Genomic DNA, 18,011 nt, shown 5'->3' on the forward strand with positions numbered 1-18,011 from the left:
TTATGTGTTTATACACAGGAAGGTTCCCATGCTGGCGCAATTAACCATCAGCAACTTTGCTATCGTTCGTGAGTTGGAAATCGATTTTCAACCGGGTATGACGGCGATCACCGGTGAAACCGGCGCCGGCAAATCCATCGCCATCGATGCGCTGGGGCTGTGCCTCGGCAACCGCGCTGACGGCAACGTGGTGCGCCTGGGAGCCGCCCGCGCCGACCTCTGCGCCCGCTTCTCGCTGGCGGACACCCCGTCTGCGCGCGAGTGGCTGGAACAGAACCAGTTGGACGACAGCAACGAATGCCTGCTGCGCCGGGTGATCAACGCCGACGGCCGTTCGCGCGGCTTTATCAACGGCACCGCCGTGCCGCTGTCGCAGCTGCGCGAACTGGGGCAACGCCTGATCCAAATCCACGGCCAACACGCCCATCAGCTGCTGCTCAAGCCGGAGCACCAAAAAGCGCTGCTCGACGCCTACGCCGACGAACCCGCCCTGCTGGCGGCGATGAGCCAGGCCTACCAACGATGGCACCAGAGCTGCCGCGAGCTGGCGCATCATCAGCAGCAGTCCATCGAGCGCGAAGCGCGCAAGCAGCTGCTGCAATACCAGTTGAAAGAGCTGAACGAATTCGCGCCGCAGACCGGCGAGTTCGAACAGACTGACGCCGAGTACAAGCGCCTGGCCAACAGCGGCCAGCTGCTGACCCTCAGCCAGCAGACGCTGCAGCTGCTGGCCGACAGCGACGAGAACAACATGCTCAGCCAGCTCTACAGCGCCAAACACCTGCTGCTTGAGCTGGCCGGGCTGGACGACAAGCTCGGCGGCCTGCTGGACATGCTGGAAGAGGCCTCTATCCAGATCAGCGAAGCCAGCGACGAACTGCGCCATTACGCCGATCGCATGGATCTCGATCCCAATCGCCTGCACGAGCTGGAACAGCGCCTGTCGCGTCAAATCAGCCTGGCGCGCAAACACCAGGTTGCGCCGGAAGAGCTGCCGCAGCTGCATCAGCAGTTGCTGGATGAACAGCAGTTGCTGTCGCAGCAGGAAAGCGACCATGAGCACCTGAACGAGGCGGTCATCCTGCATCACCAGCAGGCGCTGGCGCTGGCGGAAGAGCTGCACCAGAAACGCCTGCACTACGCCGCCGAGCTGACCACGCTCATCACCGACAGCATGCAAGCGCTCTCCATGCCGCACGGCAAATTCAACATCGACGTGCGCTTCGAACCGCAGCACCTTAGCGCCGAAGGGGCCAGCCGCACCGAGTTCTGCGTCTCCACCAACCCGGGGCAGCCGCTGCAGCCGCTGGCGAAGGTCGCCTCCGGCGGTGAGCTGTCGCGCATCGCGCTGGCCATTCAGGTGATCACCGCCCGCAAGATGGAAACTCCGGCGCTGATCTTCGATGAGGTGGACGTGGGCATCAGCGGCCCGACCGCCGCCATCGTCGGCCGTCTGCTGCGCCAGCTCGGCGAATCCACCCAGGTGATGTGCGTCACCCACCTGCCGCAGGTGGCCGGATGCGGGCATCAGCACCTGTTCGTCAGCAAGCAGACCGACGGCACGGTCACCGAAACCCAGATGGCGCCGCTGGATAAACGCGCCCGGCTGCAGGAGCTGGCGCGCCTGCTCGGCGGCAGCGAAGTCACCCGCAATACGTTGGCGAACGCCAAAGAACTGCTGGCGGCATAAAAAAGCTCAACTTTTTCACTTTCCTGCGGTCTGACAGTGACGCTGTTGACCCGAAATATATCTAAAGTGCGGCGCGGCGGTGATCTTAAGCCCCCTCAACGGCCTGAAACAGGCCAAGCGCTTGAGGTGCTAAAGGAAAGCCAACGCGTCGCAACGTGAAAGATGAAGGGTATAAAGGTTTCCAACTGCCGCAAGGTCTATTATCATCGGCATCCTATGCCCTAAAGGAATGTGATTACTATGCGCTGTAAAACGCTGACTGCCGCCGCTGTAGTTCTTGTGATGCTGACTGCAGGCTGTTCTACTTTTGAAAAGGTGGTTTATCGTCCTGACATCAACCAGGGGAACTACCTGACGTCGACCGACGTGGCGAAAATTCAGAAAGGGATGACCCAACAACAGGTCGCTTACACATTGGGCACCCCAATGCTGCAAGACCCGTTCGGGACTCAGACGTGGTTCTATGTGTTCCGCCAGCAGCCTGGCCATGAAGACATCACCCAGCAGACGCTGACGCTGACCTTCGACAGCGCAGGCGTGTTGACCGATATCCAGAACAAACCGGCGCTGACCAAGTAATCGGCGCCGCCCGCTCTTCCGGCCCATGAGGGGGCATGATGTTCCTCATGACAGTCGCAGGCTGCAACGCGGAAGAGAAATCAGTTTCAGATAAAAAAATAAGGCGCTCATAGCGCCTTATTTTTTTGCCTTTTCTGCCCGTTGCCGGCGCAGCTCTTTCGGATCGGCTATCAGCGGCCGGTAGATCTCCACCCGGTCGCCGTCGTTCAGCGTATCGCCCAGCTTGGCCGGGCGGCTGTAGATGCCGATTTTGTTGCTCTTGAGATCGATATCCTGGCGCAGCTCCAGCAGGCCTGAAGCCTGGATCGCCTGCTCGACGCTGCTGCCCTCGGCCAGCTTCACCTTGCGCAGGTACTGCCGCTCCGGCAAGGCGTACACCACCTCGACCTGGATGTCAGACACTGTAGACCTCTTTCGCCCGCTGGGTGAATGCCTGCACCATGCTGCCCGCCAGCTCTTTGAACACCTTGCCGAACGCCAGCTCAATCAGTTTGTTGGTGAACTCGAAGTCCAGGTGCAGCTCCACCTTGCAGGCCTCTTCGCTCAGCGGCGTGAACTGCCAGCCGCCCATCAGCTTGCGGAACGGACCATCGACCAGTTGCATATTGATGCTCTGGTTATCCAGCAGCGTATTGCGGGTGGTGAAGGTCTTGCTAATACCAGCCTTGGCGACGTCCACCGCGGCGGTCATCTCGTTGGAGGTAGCATTAAGCACCCGGCTGCCGGTGCAGCCTGGCAGAAAATCGGGGTAAGAATGAACATCGTTAACCAACTGATACATCTGCTCGGCGCTGAACGGCACTAATGCAGACCGACTGATCTGGGGCATATCATTTCCTGTAAGACATAAAACGTACAGATAATACCATTTATCTGGCGGCAAACAAAAAATCTGCTACGGGATGAGGGAACCAAAAATGCGAAAAATTGCGCAGGTGCTGAACGGGAAAGGATTTCTTTCGCTGAAGCATCCAGTATAATGAACGCACTATGACAAAGAAAAAAGCACACAAACCCGGTTCCGCCACCATTGCCCAAAACAAGCGCGCGCGTTTCGAATACTTCATTGAAGAAGAGTTCGAGGCGGGCCTGTCGCTGCAAGGGTGGGAAGTTAAATCGCTGCGTGCAGGCAAAGCCAACCTCAGCGACAGCTACGTGACGTTCCGTGACGGTGAAGCCTACCTGTTTGGCGCCACCATCACCCCGCTTAACGTGGCTTCGTCGCATGTGGTGTGCGATCCGACGCGTACCCGTAAACTGCTGCTGAACCGACGCGAGCTGGACACCCTGCTCGGCCGCGTCAACCGCGACGGTTACACCGTGGTGGCCTTGTCCCTGTATTGGAAAAATGCCTGGAGCAAGATCAAGATCGGCGTAGCCAAAGGCAAGAAAGAGCACGACAAACGCGATGACATCAAAGATCGCGAATGGCAGACGGCGAAAGCCCGTATCATGAAGCACGCCAATCGTTAAGCCGCTGGCTTATCGAGGTAAACTTCTGGTATACTGCACAAAGTTACTTGGGGCTGATTCTGGATTCGACGGGATTTGCGAAGCCCTAGGAGCATGCCGAGGGGCGGTTGGCCTCGTAAAAAGCCGCAAAAAAATAGTCGCAAACGACGAAAACTACGCTTTAGCAGCTTAATACCCTGCTTAGAGCCCTCTCTCCCTAGCCTCCGCTCTTAGGACGGGGATCAAGAGAGGTCAAACCCAAAAGAGATCGCGTGGATGTCCTGCCTGGGGCTGAAGCGTTAAACTCAATCAGGCTAGTCTGTCAGTAGCGTGTCCATCCGCAGCTGGCCGGCGAATGTAAAGATTGGACTAAGCATGTAGTGCCGACGGTGTAGTAATTTCGGACGGGGGTTCAAATCCCCCCAGCTCCACCAAATACGTTGCCAGTGAACCAGATAGACCCGGCGATAATAGCGAAAAAGCCCGCAACTTCGGTTGCGGGCTTTTTTGTGTCTGTTCGTCACCAACGTGTCAAAGCGAGTTCCAGTCCGGCAGCCTGTTCGCCTTTTTCCGCCTGTAGTGGAAAAGCGCCATAAAAAAGCCAAACAACAGGCCGGCGGCGAGGCTTAATGTCAGGGCCTCTTCACCGGTATATCCCTGATTTTTCCATACCATGAACCACATCAGCACGCCCCACAGCGGGCCAAACCAAATGCCGAAGAACAGCATATTCAGCCAGAAAGGCGCAAACGGCGGCGGTGGCATATTCACATCCATTCGCCACAGCAGGCGCAAGATTGGCGGCGCATAGTTGCTCCGCCACATCTTCTTTTCCTCCATCAGCGCTATCGCCTTGTCCCTTCGTTGTTCAAACGTCATCGTTCGCTTCCTTTCAGTGGAAATTGCCTATCTGGTGAGATGATACGCGCTTAAGCCCTATTCCCAAATATCCGGCATGCCCGCAGGCATGCCGGACGCTACCTCACCGCCCCTCTTTCTCCCCCAGGAAGAAATACCACAGCGGAATGGAAAGCAGCAGGGTAAACACCAGCGTATACAGCAGCACCATCAGGCTCTGCATGATCACCATCTGTGCGCTCCAGTCACCGATCGGCAGCTGAAACTGCTCTACGGTGCCGCCGAGGATCGCCCGGCCCATCACGCAACCGACCGCCACCGCCACTGTCGCCACCGCCGCGCGGAACTTGCGCACTTCGGCGCGGCGGGCGGCCGCTTCCGGCGTTTCGTCCTGAAGGCCTTGCCGCTGGCCGCGCCAGCGCCATACGTCCACCAGCAGCAACGCCGCGAGGCTCACGCCCATTACCGGCAGGCAATAACCCAGTACGGCTGCAACCAGCAGCGTGACGGCGCGTGCCGGCAGGGGAAGCGCCAGCCAGGCGGCAACCAGCGTATGCACCGGATGCTGCGCACCCGCCGCCGGGCGGCGACTCCACCACATGCGGTAACCCAGCGCAATCATCAGACACAGCCCGAGGCCGAACGCCGCCAGCAGCAGCTGATTCGGCAAGCCGAACAGAATGCCCATGTGGGCGTCGATGCCCCAGCGGGTCAGCTTGGCGATGAGTGGGAAGGTGTCGAACCGCACCTGATCGATGACGGCGAAGCTTTGCGGCGCGATGGCAACCGCGTCCACCTGCGTCGGCCAGCTGCGATCCACTTCGGTTACCGTCCAGGCTTTGCCCTCGCCTTTCGGCTGGCGCAGCTCGACCTTGGCGGCGTCTATTCCGGCGGCGCGCGCAGCGTGCAGCGCCCGATCCCAATCACCGTTCAGCGCATTGCTTTGCGCGGCAGGGTTCATCTTCATGCCCGGCATCATCCCGCGGTGCTCAGCGTGCGGATCGGCCGGCGTCTGCGGCGCATCGGCCTGCAGGCTGGTGTTGACCTGCGGCGTCAACCAGCCCAGGTTGGCTCGCAGCGCGTCGATGTTGCCGCCGGCCCACTGCGACCAGGTCAACCCGGTAGCCGAGAAGAACAGCAGCCCGGCCAGCAGCGCCACGCCCAGCGTGATATGCCAATGGCGGCTGGCGGCAAAGCCTCCTTTCACCCTTTTCAGCTTGCGCTTCGGCCGCGTCGCCAGCCACAGCGCCACGCCGCCCAGCGCGGCCACCCACAGCCAGGAGGCCGCCAGCTCGCTGTAATTGCGGCCCAGATCGCCGAGCAGCAGGCTGCTGTGCAACTTATCCAGCCAGGTGCGCAGCGGCAGCACGCCGGAGGTGCCGTACACCGTCATATCGCCCTTGATCGCCAGGGTATAAGGGTCGACAAACAGCGCGCGCGACTCAGAAGCGCCCAGATCGGCGCCCGCGAACTGTACGCGCGTGGTGTCCATTGCGCCGGGCGCCGGACGCACGGCGTAAATGCGCGCCTCGTCACCCACCGCGCGGCGGGCGGCGGCGATCTGGTCAGCCAGCGATCTCGCCTGCCCGTGCGGTTCGGTGAAAAGCGCATCGCGATACAGCGCCTCTTCAAGCTGCGGCGTCAGCACATACAGCGTGCCGGTCAGTGCAGCGACCAGAATAAAAGGAGCGACCAGCAGGCCGATATAAAAATGCAGCCGTCTGATCAGGTTCAGCATCGCGCCACGCGGCGATGCGGCAGGTGGAGTTTTGGTTATTGAAGACATGGCCTTTCTCGTTTTTCAAACTGTGCGCGCAGGCAAACCGTCCGCAGCGATACGGACGGCGTTACCCATGATCAAGCAATAGGGAAAAACGGTTGGCCGGGCGGCCCGCGCGGGCTCGGCCGCAGAGTCAGGCGCCGAAGGGGCGGAGAAACGATGCGCGGCGCGCAAGGCAGGCGCGCGATGCGCGCCATCAGCCACAGCAGCGGGACGAATGCCCACAGCAGCAGCGGCACGTGGATCAGCAGCTCGCAATAGCCGCAGAAAATCATCTCCGCCGGGTCCATGCCGTGGTGGCCGGCATGCTCGGCGGCGGGCATCGCCATCCCGTGCATGTCGTGCGGCATAGCGGCGTCCGTTTGCATCATGCCGCCCATCATCGGGTGGTGCATCAGCGATTTCGACACCACCGGCGCCACAAACAGCAACAGCACCGCCATAATGGCGATGCAGGCGGTAACGCGTTGCTGTAGCTGACGTGGCACTCTCATCGCGGCGGCGAATTAACCCGGTCGGTGGCGAACAAGCGGCCAGTGTAACCCGCGTTGCGCGATGAGGTGAAAGAAAAGTCAGGTTTGTCTTACACGCCCCCGGCGAGGGCGATCACAGCGCCCGTGAATAGACCCGTGAGGCTTCGCCCCAGGGGTGATACCCGAGCCCGTTATAAACGAAGCCGCTGCGTTCGTAATACCCTTCCAGATCGGTGCACAGGTGCAGCTGCGGGAAGCCCAGCCGGCGGGTTTCCGCAGCTACATGCTCAATCAGTTTGGCGCCGTAGCCCCTGCCGCGCTGCGTCTCTTCTACGTAGAGCGCGCACAGCCAGGGATACAACTCCCCACGGCTGATAAAGTCGTTGGTGATGAGCCCCGCACAGCCGAGGATCTGGTCATTTTCCATCAGCAGGTACCACTGCGGCAGCGGGTTGGCGGCGCCGAGGCTGCAGTTGATGGCGTCTTCATACATCATCAGCGTCTCTGCCGTGGCCCAGTGCCGCTGAAAATACGCAATGGCGCGCGGCGCCAGCTCGGGCGCTTGCCGCACCGAAATCATGTCCATCGTCATTCCCGTTATTCATGTTGTCAGCGTAGAATTATGCAGCAATATGCAGGGTATGGCAGCGGCATTCCGCCGCCGTCATTCACTAAGGAGTCATCATGACGCAAAACATCTATGACAATCAGGCTTTCTTCGACGGCTATGCGCAGCTCAGCCGCTCGCAGCACGGCCTGGACGGCGCGCCGGAATGGGCCGCCATCCGCCGCATCCTGCCGGATTTGCAGGGCAAAAGCGTGGTCGATCTCGGCTGCGGCTACGGCTGGTTTTGCCGCAGCGCGCGCGAACAGGGCGCCGCCGACGTGCTGGGATTGGACGTCTCGGAAAAGATGCTGGCCAAGGCGCGGGAGATGACCGCCGACGCGGGCATTGAGTATCGTCGGCAGGATTTGGCGCAGCTGCAGCTGCCTGTAAACCGTTACGATCTGGTCTACAGCTCGCTGACGCTGCACTACCTCGAGGATTTGCCCGCCCTGTTCGCCACGGTTTACGCCGCGTTGAAACCCGGCGGACAGTTCATCTTCACCGCCGAGCACCCGATCTACACCGCCCCGGCGCAGCAGGGCTGGCTGACCGACGGCAACGGGCAGAAATCCTGGCCGGTGAACGGCTACCAGCGAGAAGGCCAGCGCGTTTCCAACTGGCTGGCGGAAGGCGTCATCAAGCAGCACCGCACGCTCGGCGGCTATATCAACCCGCTGGCGCAGCAAGGGTTTATCATCCAGCATTTGAACGAATGGGGCCCCAGCGCGCAGCAAATTGCCGCTAATCCGGCGCTGGACGAAGAGCAGGAGCGCCCGATGATCTTTATTCTCGCCGCCCGCAAACCCGCCTGATTGATCCGCAGTAAACCGTTCACATCACCACAGTTGGGGAGGCCGCCTCCCCCCAACGGCTATTGTGCCGGTAACGCCGCCCCGTGCGCCGCGAAGTGCGTCAGCGCCTCGCCTTCCATACGATAGCGCACCCACTCGCCCTGCGGCTGCGCGCCGATGCTGAGGTAGAAATCGATGGCCGGTTGGTTCCAGTCCAGCACGCTCCACTCCAGGCGGCCGCACTGCCGTTCGCACGCCAACTGGGCGATGTGTCGCAGCAGCTTTTTACCGGCGCCCGCGCCGCGATGCTTCGGCGCCACGTACAGGTCTTCCAGATAGATGCCATTTTTACCCAGCCAGGTGGAGTAACTCATAAAGAACACCGCATAACCCGCCGGCTCGCCGTTCACCGTACAAATCAGCGCTTCGGAACAGGCGCCCGGCCCAAACAGGCTGCGTTCGATGTCTTCCACGCTGGCCAGCACCTGCTCGCGCGCCTTTTCGTACACCGCCAGCTCGATAATCATATCCAGAATCAGTTTGGCGTCGCTTTTTTGCGCCGGGTAAATCTCAATGGTCATGGCAAATCCTGAGTGTGTTAATGACTGTGCTTGCCAGCATATCGCGCCTCCAATACTGTATGAACTGCATTTTCATCAACAGGTAATGAATATCATGCATCTGGATTTGAAACGCCTCGATCTCAACCTGCTGCTGGTGTTCGAAGCGGTCTATCGGCTGCGATCGGTGACGCGCGCCGCAGCAGAGCTGGCCCTCAGTGCGTCGGCGTTGAGCCACGCGCTGATCCGGCTGCGCAAGGCGCTGGCAGACGAGCTGTTCTACCGGGTCGGCAACGACATGCACCCGACGGTGTATGCCGACAGCCTGGCCCCGACCGTCAGCGAAAGTCTGGCGCTGCTGGCCAAAGGGCTGCATCCGCGCCCGCGCTTCGTCCCCGCCGAAAGCCGGGAGAGCTTCACCTTCGCCATTACCGATTACACCGCTTTCGCGGTGTTTCCCGCGCTGATGGCGCAGATGCAGCGCCTGGCGCCGGGGTTATCGTTTCAGCTGCGCTATTCCGAGCGCAAGGTGGCGCTGAACGATCTGCTGGCGGGGCGCATCGACTTCGCGCTGGGCTTTACCGAAACCGATGGCGAAAGCTACCCGGAGATCGACGAGGTGAGCTGGCTAGAGGATGAGTATGTGGCGATCTGTTCGCCCGCGTTCAGCGCGAAATACGGCGAGCTGACGCTGGAAAACTACCTGCAGGCGCGTCATCTGGTGGTGACGCCGTGGAACGAACAGCGTGGCGTCATTGACTACCAGCTCGACAAACTGGGGCTGCAGCGCGATATCGCCATCCGCACGCCTTCGCTGCTGGGCGCGCCGTTCATCGTCGCCGACAGCAAACTGGTGATGAGCATGCCGCGTTACGCCGCGCAAAAATTGCGGCAGGCGGCGGCGCTGGATATCCATCCCCTGCCGTTTCCGGTGCCGCCGTATCAGATCAAAATCTACCTGCACCGCAAGAACGGCCGGCCGGAGGCCTGCCGCTGGTTGCGGCAACAGCTGCAGGCGCTGGCGGCGTTATAACGCGGGTTCGCCGATTGGCAGATACCCCTGCCACAGCGGCCGGGCCGGTTTGCCGTGCGGGTTGGCGCGCAAATGAACGTGGTAGCCCTGCAGCGCCTGCAGCAGCAGGCAGTCGTCCACTTCGGCCAGGTCATCCTTGTGCTGCTGCGCGCTGTCAGTCAGCAGTACCCGTTTGGCTTTGTCTTTCGCCTCGTCGGCGGAGCGCGCCACGAACAGGCCGAACTGGTGCAGTTCCGCCAGCTCATCGCTGCGGTAGCCGCCCACGTTGACGAAAAACAGCTTCTCTTCACCGGCGAACAGCGCGGGCTCCAGGCTCACGTCGTAACCGTCCGCCCAGTCGATGCGCGCATAGCCGTCGACATGCACCTTGCGCTTATCGCCGAACCACTTTTCACGCAGCAGCGGATACGCCTCTTCCGGCCGATCCGCCGCCGCAAACTGCACGTCGTGCAACTCAATATTGGCGCCCGGCGCCGTACCGCCCACATAAAACATCAATAATCCCGGCATGTTAGTCTGCTCTCCTTGGTGATAATCGCTATATAATCTAATGCATAACGAAACACCTGCCAACGGCGGCGCCATTCTGTGTTATCAATAGATGAGGTTTAATCTGTTGTGGAGGAACGCATGGCATTCAATATCGGTGATTTTGTACAACGCACCACCGGCGGCCCGAAGATGACCGTGGTGGCGATCGACGGCGAAACCCTGGTTTGCAGCTGGAATGAACTGGGTAAAGAGCAGCGTACGGAGGTGCAGGCCAACGAGGTGGCGCTGTACCACGAGGACGGCGATTTCGGCGTCTGCTGAATGATCGGGGCGCGCCGCGCCCCGTTATCGCCTCAGGCGCGAATGTCCTGATAGGCTGGGGTGGTATCGAACTCATGCTTGGCGAACGGGCATAGCGGAATGATTTTACGCTGCTCCGCGCGCATTTTCTCCACCACCAGCGCCACCAGCTTTTTGCCGACGCCCTGCCCCTTCAATGACTCATCCACCCAGGTGTGATCGATAATGGTCAGCTTGTCGCCGCTCGGCACGAAAGAGATCTCGGCGATCAGCTTGCCATGCTCGTCATTGATATAAAAACGCTTCTCGTCTGCCAGTATTTTATGTTCCATATTATTTCTCCCTATATTTCAGTGCGCCGCTGGGGCAAGTGTCGATAACGCGTTTCACTTCGGCCGCGTCGGCATTGTCCGGCATAATCCACGGCCGGCGGTTCAGGGTAAAAATAGCCGCGTTGCCACGCACGCAGTTGGCGGAATGGCGGCATATCGCGCTGTTAAAATAAACGTCAATCTTGTCGCCGGAATAACGGCGGTAACCGTCGGCGGTCAATTCCTCATCCATCTTGGCCTCACATTGCCTGTTTTAATTGTTTTTGCTCCAGGCTCAAGTATAGGCAATGCCGTCGGCTTCACCACGCGTCTCACCCAACGAAAAAAGTGGCGCAACCGCCCGTCGCCGCTAGAAAAAAACGTAAATTGTTCTAATCTTTAATCAGCAAGACAACATAATTCCGACAGTGGCTAAGGAGTTCGAAATGGGTGATAGCTCAAAAGACGGCGTAATTCTGCTGTCCCGTATTCTACTGATGGTTCTGTTTATCATTTTCGGCTGGATGAAACTGGTCAACTTCGGTGCAACCGTCACGGCGATGGAAGGCTATGGCACGCCGATGCCTTATTTGGCGGCGATCGTTGCCGTGGTGGTGGAGTTTATTTTCGGCATCGCGCTTATTCTCGGCCTGTTTACTCGGCCTATCGCGGTCATTTTCGCCCTGTATGTCTTGGGCACCGCGTTTATCGGCCATCCGTTCTGGAAAATGACCGGCATGGAAATGATGGGCAACGAAATTAACTTCTTTAAAAACATCAGCATCATTGGTGGTTTGCTGTTGCTGGCGGTAACCGGCGCCGGCCGTTATTCGCTGGACTATAAAATATTTAATAAATAATTCATCGATGGCCGGCGATATTCGCCGGCCATTTTATTTCGGCTATCCTTTCAACGACTGCGCTTGGCGTGGCGCTCAAAGTTTTCTGCCTTGGCCTGCGCCGATTTACGCAACGTGACATAACAAGCGCCCTCGCCGCCGTCGCGCGGTAAGGCGCGGCAAAACGCCTGCACCTGCTCAAACTGCGCCAGCCATTTGGCGACGTAACTGCGCACGATATTCGGATGGCTTTCGTTCTGCCGCCCGCGGCCGTGCACGATCAGCAGCGAACGCAGATTTTGCGCCTCCGCCTGCATAATGAAACGGAACAGCGCCTGCCGGCTGGCTTCAACCGGCTGACGCAGCAGGTTCAGCGACGCCTGCGGCGGGTAACGCCCGTTGCGCAGTTTGTCCAGCACGCCCTGCTGAATGCCTTCCCCTTTGAACTCCAGCGGCTGTTCACAGGGGATCACCTCGAGAAAATCGGTGCTGAGGAAGTTTTCCTGCCGCAGCCGCTGCGCTTCGCGCCGCGCGCTTTTGTCCACCGCCGCCTGCGGCTTGAGGTACAGCGTCTGCCGTCCGCTCTCCAGCGGCACCACGTCCGCCATCGCCTGTTCAAAAAAGTCTTTTTCCTGCTCGCTCATGTTCCACCTCTCTTGAACGGCAGCCTTTACGGCTGGGAATGGGGTCGATTGTAAGACGCCTTGGCGCGGTTGCAAGCCGGGAATTGTCAGCGGCATTTGTCTCATTTGTCGTCAACGGGTGAGCTTGCGAACAGTTTTCGCTATACTGCTAAGCCATCATTGAGTGCCGCAAAGGATCGAGCCCATGACAATGCGCGAGCTGGAAATCCAGTTTCAAAATGCGATGAATGAGTTGCAGAGCAGCTTCGAACGGCAACACCGCGAATGGCAGCAGAGCTACCAGGCGCTGCAGCAACTGCTGGAAGAAGCCAAACAGCGCGAAGCCGCGCTGCGGGCGCAGAATGAACAACTGGCGCGCAAACTGAGCACCGCCAGTTCGGTGCCGGAACAGCATGCGCTAGTCAAGCAGATCAAAATGCTCGGCGCCCATCTGGACGCGCTGGCCAAAGACGCGGCCACCTTCAATCACCACCTGCGCCAACAGAGCGCGGTCGGTAATTTCAGCGGCGAACAGCATTGATAGCGGGCGCTGTCGCACAGCGCCTCCCGCCCCTCTTCTGGCGTATTGAGAGTGTAATAAAGCCTAAATGACCTGGATCATCCTCGCCGCCCTGATCGTCGTATTCATTATCGGTTACCGCATCTTGACGTCCGACACCCGCAAAGCCATCGATTCGCTGGCCCATCTGCTGAGGGTCAAGCCGATGCTGATCGAATCGATGATCCAGGAAATGGGCGGCCGCCAAAGCCAGACCTTTATCCGCATGCTGAACAACGGCTACACCGAAGAGATGCACCAGGCGGCTTATCTGCTGTTCATCTACCTGACGTTTATCAAACAGGCGGACGACGAGCAGATTGCCCTGTGGCGTGACGTGCTGCTGCGCGCCGGGCTGTCACCGGAGCTACACGCCGAGCACACCGAAGCGGCGCTGTTTTACTTCGCCGAGCTGGATATTGATGCGTTTGAACTGGCGCAATTCCGCCGCGCCTACAACGAGCGTTTCAACCGCGAAGCGTTGGCCCACGGCTGATAGCGTCCCCCGGGTCGGGGGACCGATTACAGGAACATGCTGTAAAGGTAGCGCGAAAGCGCTTCGCGCGAGCTGAAGCCGTGTGCGATGCCGTAGCGCTGGTTCGGGGTGTCGTTGCTTAAATCCAGGGGAAACTCCAGATACTGCTCGCTGAAGCGCACCGGGGAGGTCGGCGTGGCGAAATGCACGCTTCTCTCTTTCAGCGCCGGGTGGATCACCAACGCGGTTCTGCCCATCCGCGCTTCGCGATTCACATACACGTAGTGTGCGCCCTTGCGGTAACCATAGGCCTGATCGGTGACATAATCACGCTCAAAGCCGGTATTCTCCAACACTTTAGCCACTTCATCCGGCCGTAAATACATCGATTCCTCCTCTCATTCTGGACCGCTGAGCGACCTTACCGTAATCATTCACCGAAACAATGATTTTCTGGGAAGGAATCCGGGTTTCGGACTATTCCTGAATCAGGCCCGGCTGCGCTGCAGCAGGCGCAGGGTGAGCAACACCCCGAGCGCCACCAGCAGCGCCGCCGCCAGATAGATCGACGGCACGCCCGTCTGCCCGATCAGTAGCCCGGCCAGCGGGCCGGTGATGCCCAGCGCCAGGTCGAGGAACGCCGAATAGGTGCCGAGCGCCGTGCCCTGGTTCTGCGGCGGCACCTGTTTCACCGCCTCGACGCCCAGCGCCGGGAACACCAGCGAGAAACCGGCGCCGGCCAGCAACGCGCCGGTTTGCACCATCCAGGGCTCACCAGCCTGCCAGATCAACAGCAGCCCGACGATCTCGACCAGAAACGACGCCAGCGTCACCTTCAACCCGCCGTGGCGGTTAATGACGTTGCTGAAGATCAGGCGAATGCCGACGAAGGCGCAGCTGAACAGCGTCAGCGAAAACGCCGCGCCGCTCCAGCCTTTGTCGGCATAGTAAAGTGTGATGAACGTGGCGATCACGCCGAAACCGACGGTGCCCATCGCCAGACCGAGACCATAGGCCCAGATGCGGCCGAACACCGCGCTAAAGGCGATGCGCTGCCCGGCGGCGATCGAGACGTCCGGCTTGCCGCTCGCCAACAGCAGCGCCACCGCAACCGCCAGCACGATCAGCGCCGCCACCCCGGCCAATCCCCACTGCTGATTCAGGTACACGCCAAGCGGCGCCCCGGCCGCCATCGCCCCGTAGGTGGCAACGCCGTTCCAGGAAATCACCCGCGCGGTGTGCATCGCCCCGACCCGGCCGATGCCCCATAGCGTGGAACCGGTGCTGGCGAAGCTTTCGCCGACGCCGAGAAACACCCGCCCCACGCACAGCAACAGCAGGCTGAGCCACGGGTAACCGTCAACGCCGAACGCCAGCGCGTAAAACAGGCCGCTGGCACCGCAGCAGGCCAGGCCGAACAGCACCACCTTCTTCGGCCCCAGCTGATCGGCGTAACGCCCGGCGTGCGGGCGGCTGAACAGCGTGGCGAAGTATTGCGCGCTGATGATAAGGCCCGCCAACACCGAGTTGTAGCCCAGGTGGTCATGCACAAATCCCGGCAACACCGCCAGCGGCAGGCCGATGGTCAGGTAGCAGACGAAGGTGAACATCACCACGGACAAAATACGTCGGTTCAGCTGGAGGTTATTTTCTGCGGTCATCGAAGGTGGCTCGCATCGGACGGGGTAGACGAAGCCCTCCAGCATACCCCGATGAGATTTGATGATAAATGAGAGAGTTATAACGAATTATTATTTCGCTAACGATTTTGCCGCCACCCGCGCACGCAGAAAATCGATAAAGGCTCGTACCTTCTCCGGCACATGGCGGGTGTTCGGGTAGAGCGCATAGATGCTCTGCTCGGGGAAACGGTGATCCGGCAGCAACCGCTGCAGCCGGCCGGCGTCGATGTCGGGCTGCGCCAGCCACGCCGGCAGCAGCGCCACCCCGGCGCCATGCAGGGCGAACGCCAGCAATGCCGCAGCGCTGTCGCCGGTAAGCGTGGCGGCGTCCGCAACCTTGAACAGCACCGCTTCGCGCTGCGGCGTGACCATCTGCCAGCTGAGCGGCGAACTGAGCCGGCTGTGGGCGATCCACTGCGCCTGCGCCAGATCCGTCAGCGAATGAATCGGCCGGTCGGCCAGATAACCCGGCGACGCCACCGGAAAAATGGCAAAGCTGTCGATCAGCGCCGCGCGGTGGCTGGAATCCGCCAGTTGGCCCAGACGGATCGCCACGTCGAAGCGCTCAGAGATCAGATCGGCATGATAAGAAGAAGAGACATGCTGGATGCGCAGCCGCGGATGCTGTCGCGAAAATGCCGCCAGCGCCGGCACCACCACCTGGGCGCCGTACTCCGGCGTGCTGGTGATACGCAGCACGCCACTCAGCCCGTGATGATCGCGACGCACGTCGTCCAGCACATTTTCCGCCTCCTGCAGCAGCTGCAGGCTGCGCTGGTAGAAGCGTTCGCCGGCATCGGTCAGCGACAGCCGCCGGGTGCTGCGCGCCAGCAGTGACACCCCCAGCTCGTTCTCCAGCTGCTTGACGTTAAAGCTCACCACCGCCTTGGTTTGCCCCAGCGCCGCCGCCGCCGCGGTAAAGCTGCCCGCTTCCACCACTGCCGCAAAGATCGCCAGACGCTGCAAATTCAGCATTTCGTCGCCCTTATTGTCAAAATAATTTTGACAGTGTAATCACCCGCCGCCGATTTATCCGCACTTTTCCCCCCGATACACTGCTCGCCTTCAACCGGAGGCACCATGTCTTATCGCAGCAAAGTGGCAATCGTCTATCTGCTCGGCTTTTTCGTCGATCTGATCAATATGTTTATCGCCAACGTCGCCTACCCCGCCATCGGCCAGGTGATGCGGGCGTCGGTCAGCCAACTGGCGTGGGTCAGCAACGGCTATATTCTCGGCCTGACGCTGGTGATCCCGCTCAGCGCCTGGCTGGCGCAGCGCATCGGCGGACGGCGGGTGTTTCTGCTGTCGCTGGCGTTGTTCATGCTGGCCACCCTCGGCGCGGGCAACGCCGACAGCATCGGCGCGCTGATCGGCTGGCGCACCCTGCAGGGCATGGGCGGCGGCTTGCTGATCCCCATCGGCCAAACGCTGACCTATCAGCTGTACCGCAGCCATGAACGCGCCGGGCTGTCGGCCGCCATCATGTTGGTGGGGCTGCTGGCACCGGCGCTGTCACCGGCGCTGGGCGGCTGGCTCGTCGATCGGTTGGACTGGCGCTGGGTGTTTTTCGCCAACCTGCCGCTGGCGGCCCTGGCACTGGCGCTGGCGGCGCTGTGGCTGCGTGCGGAAACGCCGACGGCGGCGCGCAAACCGCTCGACGCGACAGGATTACTGAGCGCCTGCGCGGCGCTGACGCTGCTGCTGCTCGGCCTGACCCGGCTGAGCGAAGCCGGCCATCAAGCTTCCGGCGCGGCGCTGCTGGCCACCGGTCTGCTGGTGCTGGCCTATTATCTGCGCCATAGCCTGCGTACCCCGCAGCCGCTGCTGAACCTGCGGCTGGTCGCCGATCCGCTGCTGCGCAACGCCATGGCGGTTTATTTGTGCATTCCCGGCCTGTTCATCGGCGTCAGCCTGGTGGCGATGCTGTATTTGCAAAACCAGCTGGGGATGCCCGCCGCACAGGTCGGCGGCCTGATGCTGCCCTGGGCGCTGGCGTCGTTCCTGGCCATCACGCTGACCGGCAAAAGCTTTAACCGCCTCGGCCCGCGGCCGCTGCTGATCGCCGGCTGTCTGTTGCAAGGCGCCGGCATGCTGACGCTGGCGCAGATCGACCTGGCCGGGCAGCACGCGTTGCAGATTGCCGCCTTCGCCCTGATGGGGTTTGGCGGCAGCCTGTGCAGCAGCACCGCACAGAGCAGCGCGTTCCTGCAGATCCCCGACGGCCAATTGGCGGACGCCAGCGCGCTGTGGAACATCAACCGCCAGCTCAGTTTTTGCCTCGGCGTGGCGCTGCTCAGCCTGCTGCTGAATCTGCTGCTGACCGTGTTGCCGCCCGCGGCGGCCTACCGAACCTGCTTCATTCTGGCGGGCGCCAGCGTATTTATCCCGCTGTTGCTGTGCCTGCGCCTCGCCAACCGCGCCATCGTGCGCCAACTCAACGCTCAACAGGGTGCTTTATGAACCCGTATTTTAGCGAAGTGATCGACGCCCACATCGCCATTGAACGCTGGCTGGGCAAAGGCGCCGGAGAAGAGCAAGCGCTGCTGGCGCGCTTTACGCCGGAATTCAGCATGATCGCGCTGAACGGCGCGCCGCTGGATTTCACCGCGCTGTGCGCTTTTTTCCGCGCGCATCGCGCCGCCAAACCGGGATTGGAAATCGAGATAGAAGAGATGAAGCTGGTGGCCGAATGGCCGACGGGCGCGGTAGTCAGCTACCGGGAAAAACAGAGTCTGCCGGGACAAAGCGCCACGCTGCGCTACTCCACGGTGGTGTTTGAACGCCTGCCCGACGCGCTCGGCTGGCGGCATTTGCACGAAACTGCCGCAGCGCAATGATCACAGGAAGCTGCCGGCCAAAAACAATTCCCAACCGACGATCACCCCACACAGGGTTACCGCGCTG

At 60.7% G+C, this 18,011-nt stretch carries 25 protein-coding genes and 1 other RNA gene; 12 read left to right on the forward strand and 14 right to left on the reverse strand.

Features of this window, described 5'->3' with window-relative positions:
- Window positions 1-28: 28 nt before the first annotated feature.
- Together recN and bamE are read left to right on the forward strand one after the other, a co-directional pair.
- Complete coding sequence (gene recN / locus ACJ8J5_RS19585; RefSeq protein ID WP_049296131.1) at window positions 29-1,690, forward strand: DNA repair protein RecN; 1,662 nt, start codon at window positions 29-31, stop codon at window positions 1,688-1,690.
- Between the two features lie 240 nt (window positions 1,691-1,930).
- Window positions 1,931-2,269: an outer membrane protein assembly factor BamE gene (bamE, locus tag ACJ8J5_RS19590; RefSeq protein WP_004929101.1), complete on the forward strand. Its 339-nt coding sequence runs from the start codon at window positions 1,931-1,933 to the stop codon at window positions 2,267-2,269.
- 117 nt (window positions 2,270-2,386) lie between these two features.
- On the opposite strand, the gene ACJ8J5_RS19595 is transcribed toward bamE, so the two are convergent.
- A complete protein-coding gene (locus tag ACJ8J5_RS19595) occupies window positions 2,387-2,671 on the reverse strand; it encodes an RnfH family protein (protein WP_004929098.1) in 285 nt (94 codons plus the stop codon).
- Entirely contained in the window at window positions 2,664-3,098 is a 435-nt protein-coding gene (locus tag ACJ8J5_RS19600; protein ID WP_004929096.1) for a type II toxin-antitoxin system RatA family toxin, read from the reverse strand. Before ACJ8J5_RS19600 ends, ACJ8J5_RS19595 begins: the two co-directional genes overlap by 8 nt.
- 161 nt (window positions 3,099-3,259) lie before the next feature.
- Between ACJ8J5_RS19600 and smpB the strand changes: the two genes are divergently transcribed.
- Window positions 3,260-3,742 carry an SsrA-binding protein SmpB gene (gene smpB / locus ACJ8J5_RS19605; protein WP_016929804.1) on the forward strand — a complete coding sequence of 161 codons (483 nt, stop codon included), beginning with the start codon at window positions 3,260-3,262 and terminating at the stop codon, window positions 3,740-3,742.
- A gap of 49 nt (window positions 3,743-3,791) precedes the next feature.
- Window positions 3,792-4,155: a transfer-messenger RNA gene (ssrA, locus tag ACJ8J5_RS19610) on the forward strand.
- A 97-nt stretch (window positions 4,156-4,252) separates the two neighbouring features.
- Here ssrA and ACJ8J5_RS19615 read toward each other — a convergent pair.
- The 4 genes from ACJ8J5_RS19615 to ACJ8J5_RS19630 all read right to left on the reverse strand — a co-directional run bounded on the left by ACJ8J5_RS19615 (window position 4,253) and on the right by ACJ8J5_RS19630 (window position 7,418).
- The gene (locus ACJ8J5_RS19615; protein ID WP_043138333.1) at window positions 4,253-4,600 is read right to left on the reverse strand and encodes a DUF6404 family protein; all 348 of its coding nucleotides are present in this window, start codon (window positions 4,598-4,600) and stop codon (window positions 4,253-4,255) included.
- 103 nt (window positions 4,601-4,703) lie between these two features.
- Window positions 4,704-6,365 carry a DUF2534 family protein gene (locus tag ACJ8J5_RS19620; protein WP_414104908.1) on the reverse strand — a complete coding sequence of 554 codons (1,662 nt, stop codon included), beginning with the start codon at window positions 6,363-6,365 and terminating at the stop codon, window positions 4,704-4,706.
- A 71-nt stretch (window positions 6,366-6,436) separates the two neighbouring features.
- Entirely contained in the window at window positions 6,437-6,853 is a 417-nt protein-coding gene (locus ACJ8J5_RS19625; RefSeq protein ID WP_212637294.1) for a DUF2946 domain-containing protein, read from the reverse strand.
- Window positions 6,854-6,965: 112 nt separating this feature from the next.
- On the reverse strand, window positions 6,966-7,418 hold the full coding sequence (locus ACJ8J5_RS19630) for a GNAT family N-acetyltransferase (RefSeq protein WP_060434479.1): 453 nt from the start codon (window positions 7,416-7,418) through the stop codon (window positions 6,966-6,968).
- Between the two features lie 98 nt (window positions 7,419-7,516).
- On the opposite strand from ACJ8J5_RS19630, the gene ACJ8J5_RS19635 reads away from it, so the two are divergent.
- A complete protein-coding gene (locus ACJ8J5_RS19635; protein ID WP_414104909.1) occupies window positions 7,517-8,251 on the forward strand; it encodes a class I SAM-dependent methyltransferase in 735 nt (244 codons plus the stop codon).
- 59 nt (window positions 8,252-8,310) lie between these two features.
- Here the strand turns inward: ACJ8J5_RS19635 and ACJ8J5_RS19640 are convergent, their stop codons facing one another.
- Window positions 8,311-8,811: a GNAT family N-acetyltransferase gene (locus ACJ8J5_RS19640; RefSeq protein WP_025303970.1), complete on the reverse strand. Its 501-nt coding sequence runs from the start codon at window positions 8,809-8,811 to the stop codon at window positions 8,311-8,313.
- Window positions 8,812-8,896: 85 nt separating this feature from the next.
- Between ACJ8J5_RS19640 and ACJ8J5_RS19645 the strand changes: the two genes are divergently transcribed.
- Window positions 8,897-9,823 carry a LysR substrate-binding domain-containing protein gene (locus ACJ8J5_RS19645; RefSeq protein WP_060434308.1) on the forward strand — a complete coding sequence of 309 codons (927 nt, stop codon included), beginning with the start codon at window positions 8,897-8,899 and terminating at the stop codon, window positions 9,821-9,823.
- Here the strand turns inward: ACJ8J5_RS19645 and ACJ8J5_RS19650 are convergent.
- Window positions 9,818-10,333: a DUF1543 domain-containing protein gene (locus ACJ8J5_RS19650; RefSeq protein ID WP_197811342.1), complete on the reverse strand. Its 516-nt coding sequence runs from the start codon at window positions 10,331-10,333 to the stop codon at window positions 9,818-9,820. The genes ACJ8J5_RS19645 and ACJ8J5_RS19650 overlap by 6 nt on opposite strands.
- A gap of 120 nt (window positions 10,334-10,453) precedes the next feature.
- Here ACJ8J5_RS19650 and ACJ8J5_RS19655 point away from each other — a divergent pair, with 120 nt between their 5' ends.
- Window positions 10,454-10,636 (forward strand): YodC family protein, encoded by a 183-nt coding sequence (locus ACJ8J5_RS19655; RefSeq protein WP_016929823.1) that lies wholly within the window; start codon window positions 10,454-10,456, stop codon window positions 10,634-10,636.
- Between the two features lie 32 nt (window positions 10,637-10,668).
- Here ACJ8J5_RS19655 and ACJ8J5_RS19660 read toward each other — a convergent pair whose 3' ends face one another.
- Window positions 10,669-10,947, reverse strand: coding sequence for a GNAT family N-acetyltransferase (locus tag ACJ8J5_RS19660; RefSeq protein WP_016929824.1), 279 nt, complete (start codon window positions 10,945-10,947; stop codon window positions 10,669-10,671).
- Window position 10,948: 1 nt separating this feature from the next.
- Complete coding sequence (locus ACJ8J5_RS19665; protein ID WP_115116547.1) at window positions 10,949-11,179, reverse strand: (4Fe-4S)-binding protein; 231 nt, start codon at window positions 11,177-11,179, stop codon at window positions 10,949-10,951.
- Between the two features lie 193 nt (window positions 11,180-11,372).
- Between ACJ8J5_RS19665 and ACJ8J5_RS19670 the strand changes: the two genes are divergently transcribed.
- Complete coding sequence (locus ACJ8J5_RS19670; protein WP_016929826.1) at window positions 11,373-11,786, forward strand: DoxX family protein; 414 nt, start codon at window positions 11,373-11,375, stop codon at window positions 11,784-11,786.
- 50 nt (window positions 11,787-11,836) lie between these two features.
- On the opposite strand, the gene smrA is transcribed toward ACJ8J5_RS19670, so the two are convergent.
- Window positions 11,837-12,409, reverse strand: a complete 573-nt coding sequence (gene smrA, locus ACJ8J5_RS19675; protein WP_025303977.1) for a DNA endonuclease SmrA — start codon at window positions 12,407-12,409, stop codon at window positions 11,837-11,839.
- Between the two features lie 184 nt (window positions 12,410-12,593).
- On the opposite strand from smrA, the gene ACJ8J5_RS19680 reads away from it, so the two are divergent.
- Both ACJ8J5_RS19680 and ACJ8J5_RS19685 read left to right on the forward strand, forming a co-directional pair.
- Entirely contained in the window at window positions 12,594-12,929 is a 336-nt protein-coding gene (locus ACJ8J5_RS19680; protein ID WP_004928976.1) for an MbeD/MobD family mobilization/exclusion protein, read from the forward strand.
- A 67-nt stretch (window positions 12,930-12,996) separates the two neighbouring features.
- Complete coding sequence (locus ACJ8J5_RS19685) at window positions 12,997-13,443, forward strand: DUF1198 family protein (protein ID WP_025303978.1); 447 nt, start codon at window positions 12,997-12,999, stop codon at window positions 13,441-13,443.
- 26 nt (window positions 13,444-13,469) lie between these two features.
- On the opposite strand, the gene ACJ8J5_RS19690 is transcribed toward ACJ8J5_RS19685, so the two are convergent.
- From ACJ8J5_RS19690 to ACJ8J5_RS19700, 3 genes are all read right to left on the reverse strand, one after another.
- Window positions 13,470-13,808 (reverse strand): DUF2002 family protein, encoded by a 339-nt coding sequence (locus tag ACJ8J5_RS19690; RefSeq protein WP_197811343.1) that lies wholly within the window; start codon window positions 13,806-13,808, stop codon window positions 13,470-13,472.
- Window positions 13,809-13,910: 102 nt separating this feature from the next.
- A complete protein-coding gene (locus tag ACJ8J5_RS19695) occupies window positions 13,911-15,083 on the reverse strand; it encodes an MFS transporter (RefSeq protein WP_089196196.1) in 1,173 nt (390 codons plus the stop codon).
- A gap of 90 nt (window positions 15,084-15,173) precedes the next feature.
- Complete coding sequence (locus tag ACJ8J5_RS19700; protein ID WP_197811344.1) at window positions 15,174-16,079, reverse strand: LysR family transcriptional regulator; 906 nt, start codon at window positions 16,077-16,079, stop codon at window positions 15,174-15,176.
- A gap of 105 nt (window positions 16,080-16,184) precedes the next feature.
- Here ACJ8J5_RS19700 and ACJ8J5_RS19705 point away from each other — a divergent pair, with 105 nt between their 5' ends.
- Entirely contained in the window at window positions 16,185-17,567 is a 1,383-nt protein-coding gene (locus ACJ8J5_RS19705) for an MFS transporter (protein WP_414104910.1), read from the forward strand.
- Entirely contained in the window at window positions 17,564-17,944 is a 381-nt protein-coding gene (locus ACJ8J5_RS19710) for a DUF4440 domain-containing protein (RefSeq protein ID WP_414104911.1), read from the forward strand. Before ACJ8J5_RS19705 ends, ACJ8J5_RS19710 begins: the two co-directional genes overlap by 4 nt.
- The last annotated feature ends 67 nt before the right edge of the window (window positions 17,945-18,011 follow it).

Origin of the sequence: Serratia sp. CY43202, from assembly GCF_052168755.1 — a bacterium.
Classification (GTDB): domain Bacteria; phylum Pseudomonadota; class Gammaproteobacteria; order Enterobacterales; family Enterobacteriaceae; genus Serratia; species Serratia bockelmannii.

Coding starts and splice junctions, on each gene's coding strand:
- recN (WP_049296131.1), top strand. CDS start 29: ATGCTGGCGCAATTAACCATCAGCAACTTTGCTATCGTTCGTGAGTTG.
- bamE (WP_004929101.1), top strand. CDS start 1,931: ATGCGCTGTAAAACGCTGACTGCCGCCGCTGTAGTTCTTGTGATGCTG.
- ACJ8J5_RS19600 (WP_004929096.1), bottom strand. CDS start 3,098: ATGCCCCAGATCAGTCGGTCTGCATTAGTGCCGTTCAGCGCCGAGCAG.
- smpB (WP_016929804.1), top strand. CDS start 3,260: ATGACAAAGAAAAAAGCACACAAACCCGGTTCCGCCACCATTGCCCAA.
- ACJ8J5_RS19615 (WP_043138333.1), bottom strand. CDS start 4,600: ATGACGTTTGAACAACGAAGGGACAAGGCGATAGCGCTGATGGAGGAA.
- ACJ8J5_RS19620 (WP_414104908.1), bottom strand. CDS start 6,365: ATGTCTTCAATAACCAAAACTCCACCTGCCGCATCGCCGCGTGGCGCG.
- ACJ8J5_RS19625 (WP_212637294.1), bottom strand. CDS start 6,853: ATGAGAGTGCCACGTCAGCTACAGCAACGCGTTACCGCCTGCATCGCC.
- ACJ8J5_RS19630 (WP_060434479.1), bottom strand. CDS start 7,418: ATGGACATGATTTCGGTGCGGCAAGCGCCCGAGCTGGCGCCGCGCGCC.
- ACJ8J5_RS19635 (WP_414104909.1), top strand. CDS start 7,517: ATGACGCAAAACATCTATGACAATCAGGCTTTCTTCGACGGCTATGCG.
- ACJ8J5_RS19640 (WP_025303970.1), bottom strand. CDS start 8,811: ATGACCATTGAGATTTACCCGGCGCAAAAAAGCGACGCCAAACTGATT.
- ACJ8J5_RS19645 (WP_060434308.1), top strand. CDS start 8,897: ATGAATATCATGCATCTGGATTTGAAACGCCTCGATCTCAACCTGCTG.
- ACJ8J5_RS19650 (WP_197811342.1), bottom strand. CDS start 10,333: ATGCCGGGATTATTGATGTTTTATGTGGGCGGTACGGCGCCGGGCGCC.
- ACJ8J5_RS19655 (WP_016929823.1), top strand. CDS start 10,454: ATGGCATTCAATATCGGTGATTTTGTACAACGCACCACCGGCGGCCCG.
- ACJ8J5_RS19660 (WP_016929824.1), bottom strand. CDS start 10,947: ATGGAACATAAAATACTGGCAGACGAGAAGCGTTTTTATATCAATGAC.
- ACJ8J5_RS19665 (WP_115116547.1), bottom strand. CDS start 11,179: ATGGATGAGGAATTGACCGCCGACGGTTACCGCCGTTATTCCGGCGAC.
- ACJ8J5_RS19670 (WP_016929826.1), top strand. CDS start 11,373: ATGGGTGATAGCTCAAAAGACGGCGTAATTCTGCTGTCCCGTATTCTA.
- smrA (WP_025303977.1), bottom strand. CDS start 12,409: ATGAGCGAGCAGGAAAAAGACTTTTTTGAACAGGCGATGGCGGACGTG.
- ACJ8J5_RS19680 (WP_004928976.1), top strand. CDS start 12,594: ATGACAATGCGCGAGCTGGAAATCCAGTTTCAAAATGCGATGAATGAG.
- ACJ8J5_RS19685 (WP_025303978.1), top strand. CDS start 12,997: ATGACCTGGATCATCCTCGCCGCCCTGATCGTCGTATTCATTATCGGT.
- ACJ8J5_RS19690 (WP_197811343.1), bottom strand. CDS start 13,808: ATGTATTTACGGCCGGATGAAGTGGCTAAAGTGTTGGAGAATACCGGC.
- ACJ8J5_RS19695 (WP_089196196.1), bottom strand. CDS start 15,083: ATGACCGCAGAAAATAACCTCCAGCTGAACCGACGTATTTTGTCCGTG.
- ACJ8J5_RS19700 (WP_197811344.1), bottom strand. CDS start 16,079: ATGCTGAATTTGCAGCGTCTGGCGATCTTTGCGGCAGTGGTGGAAGCG.
- ACJ8J5_RS19705 (WP_414104910.1), top strand. CDS start 16,185: ATGTCTTATCGCAGCAAAGTGGCAATCGTCTATCTGCTCGGCTTTTTC.
- ACJ8J5_RS19710 (WP_414104911.1), top strand. CDS start 17,564: ATGAACCCGTATTTTAGCGAAGTGATCGACGCCCACATCGCCATTGAA.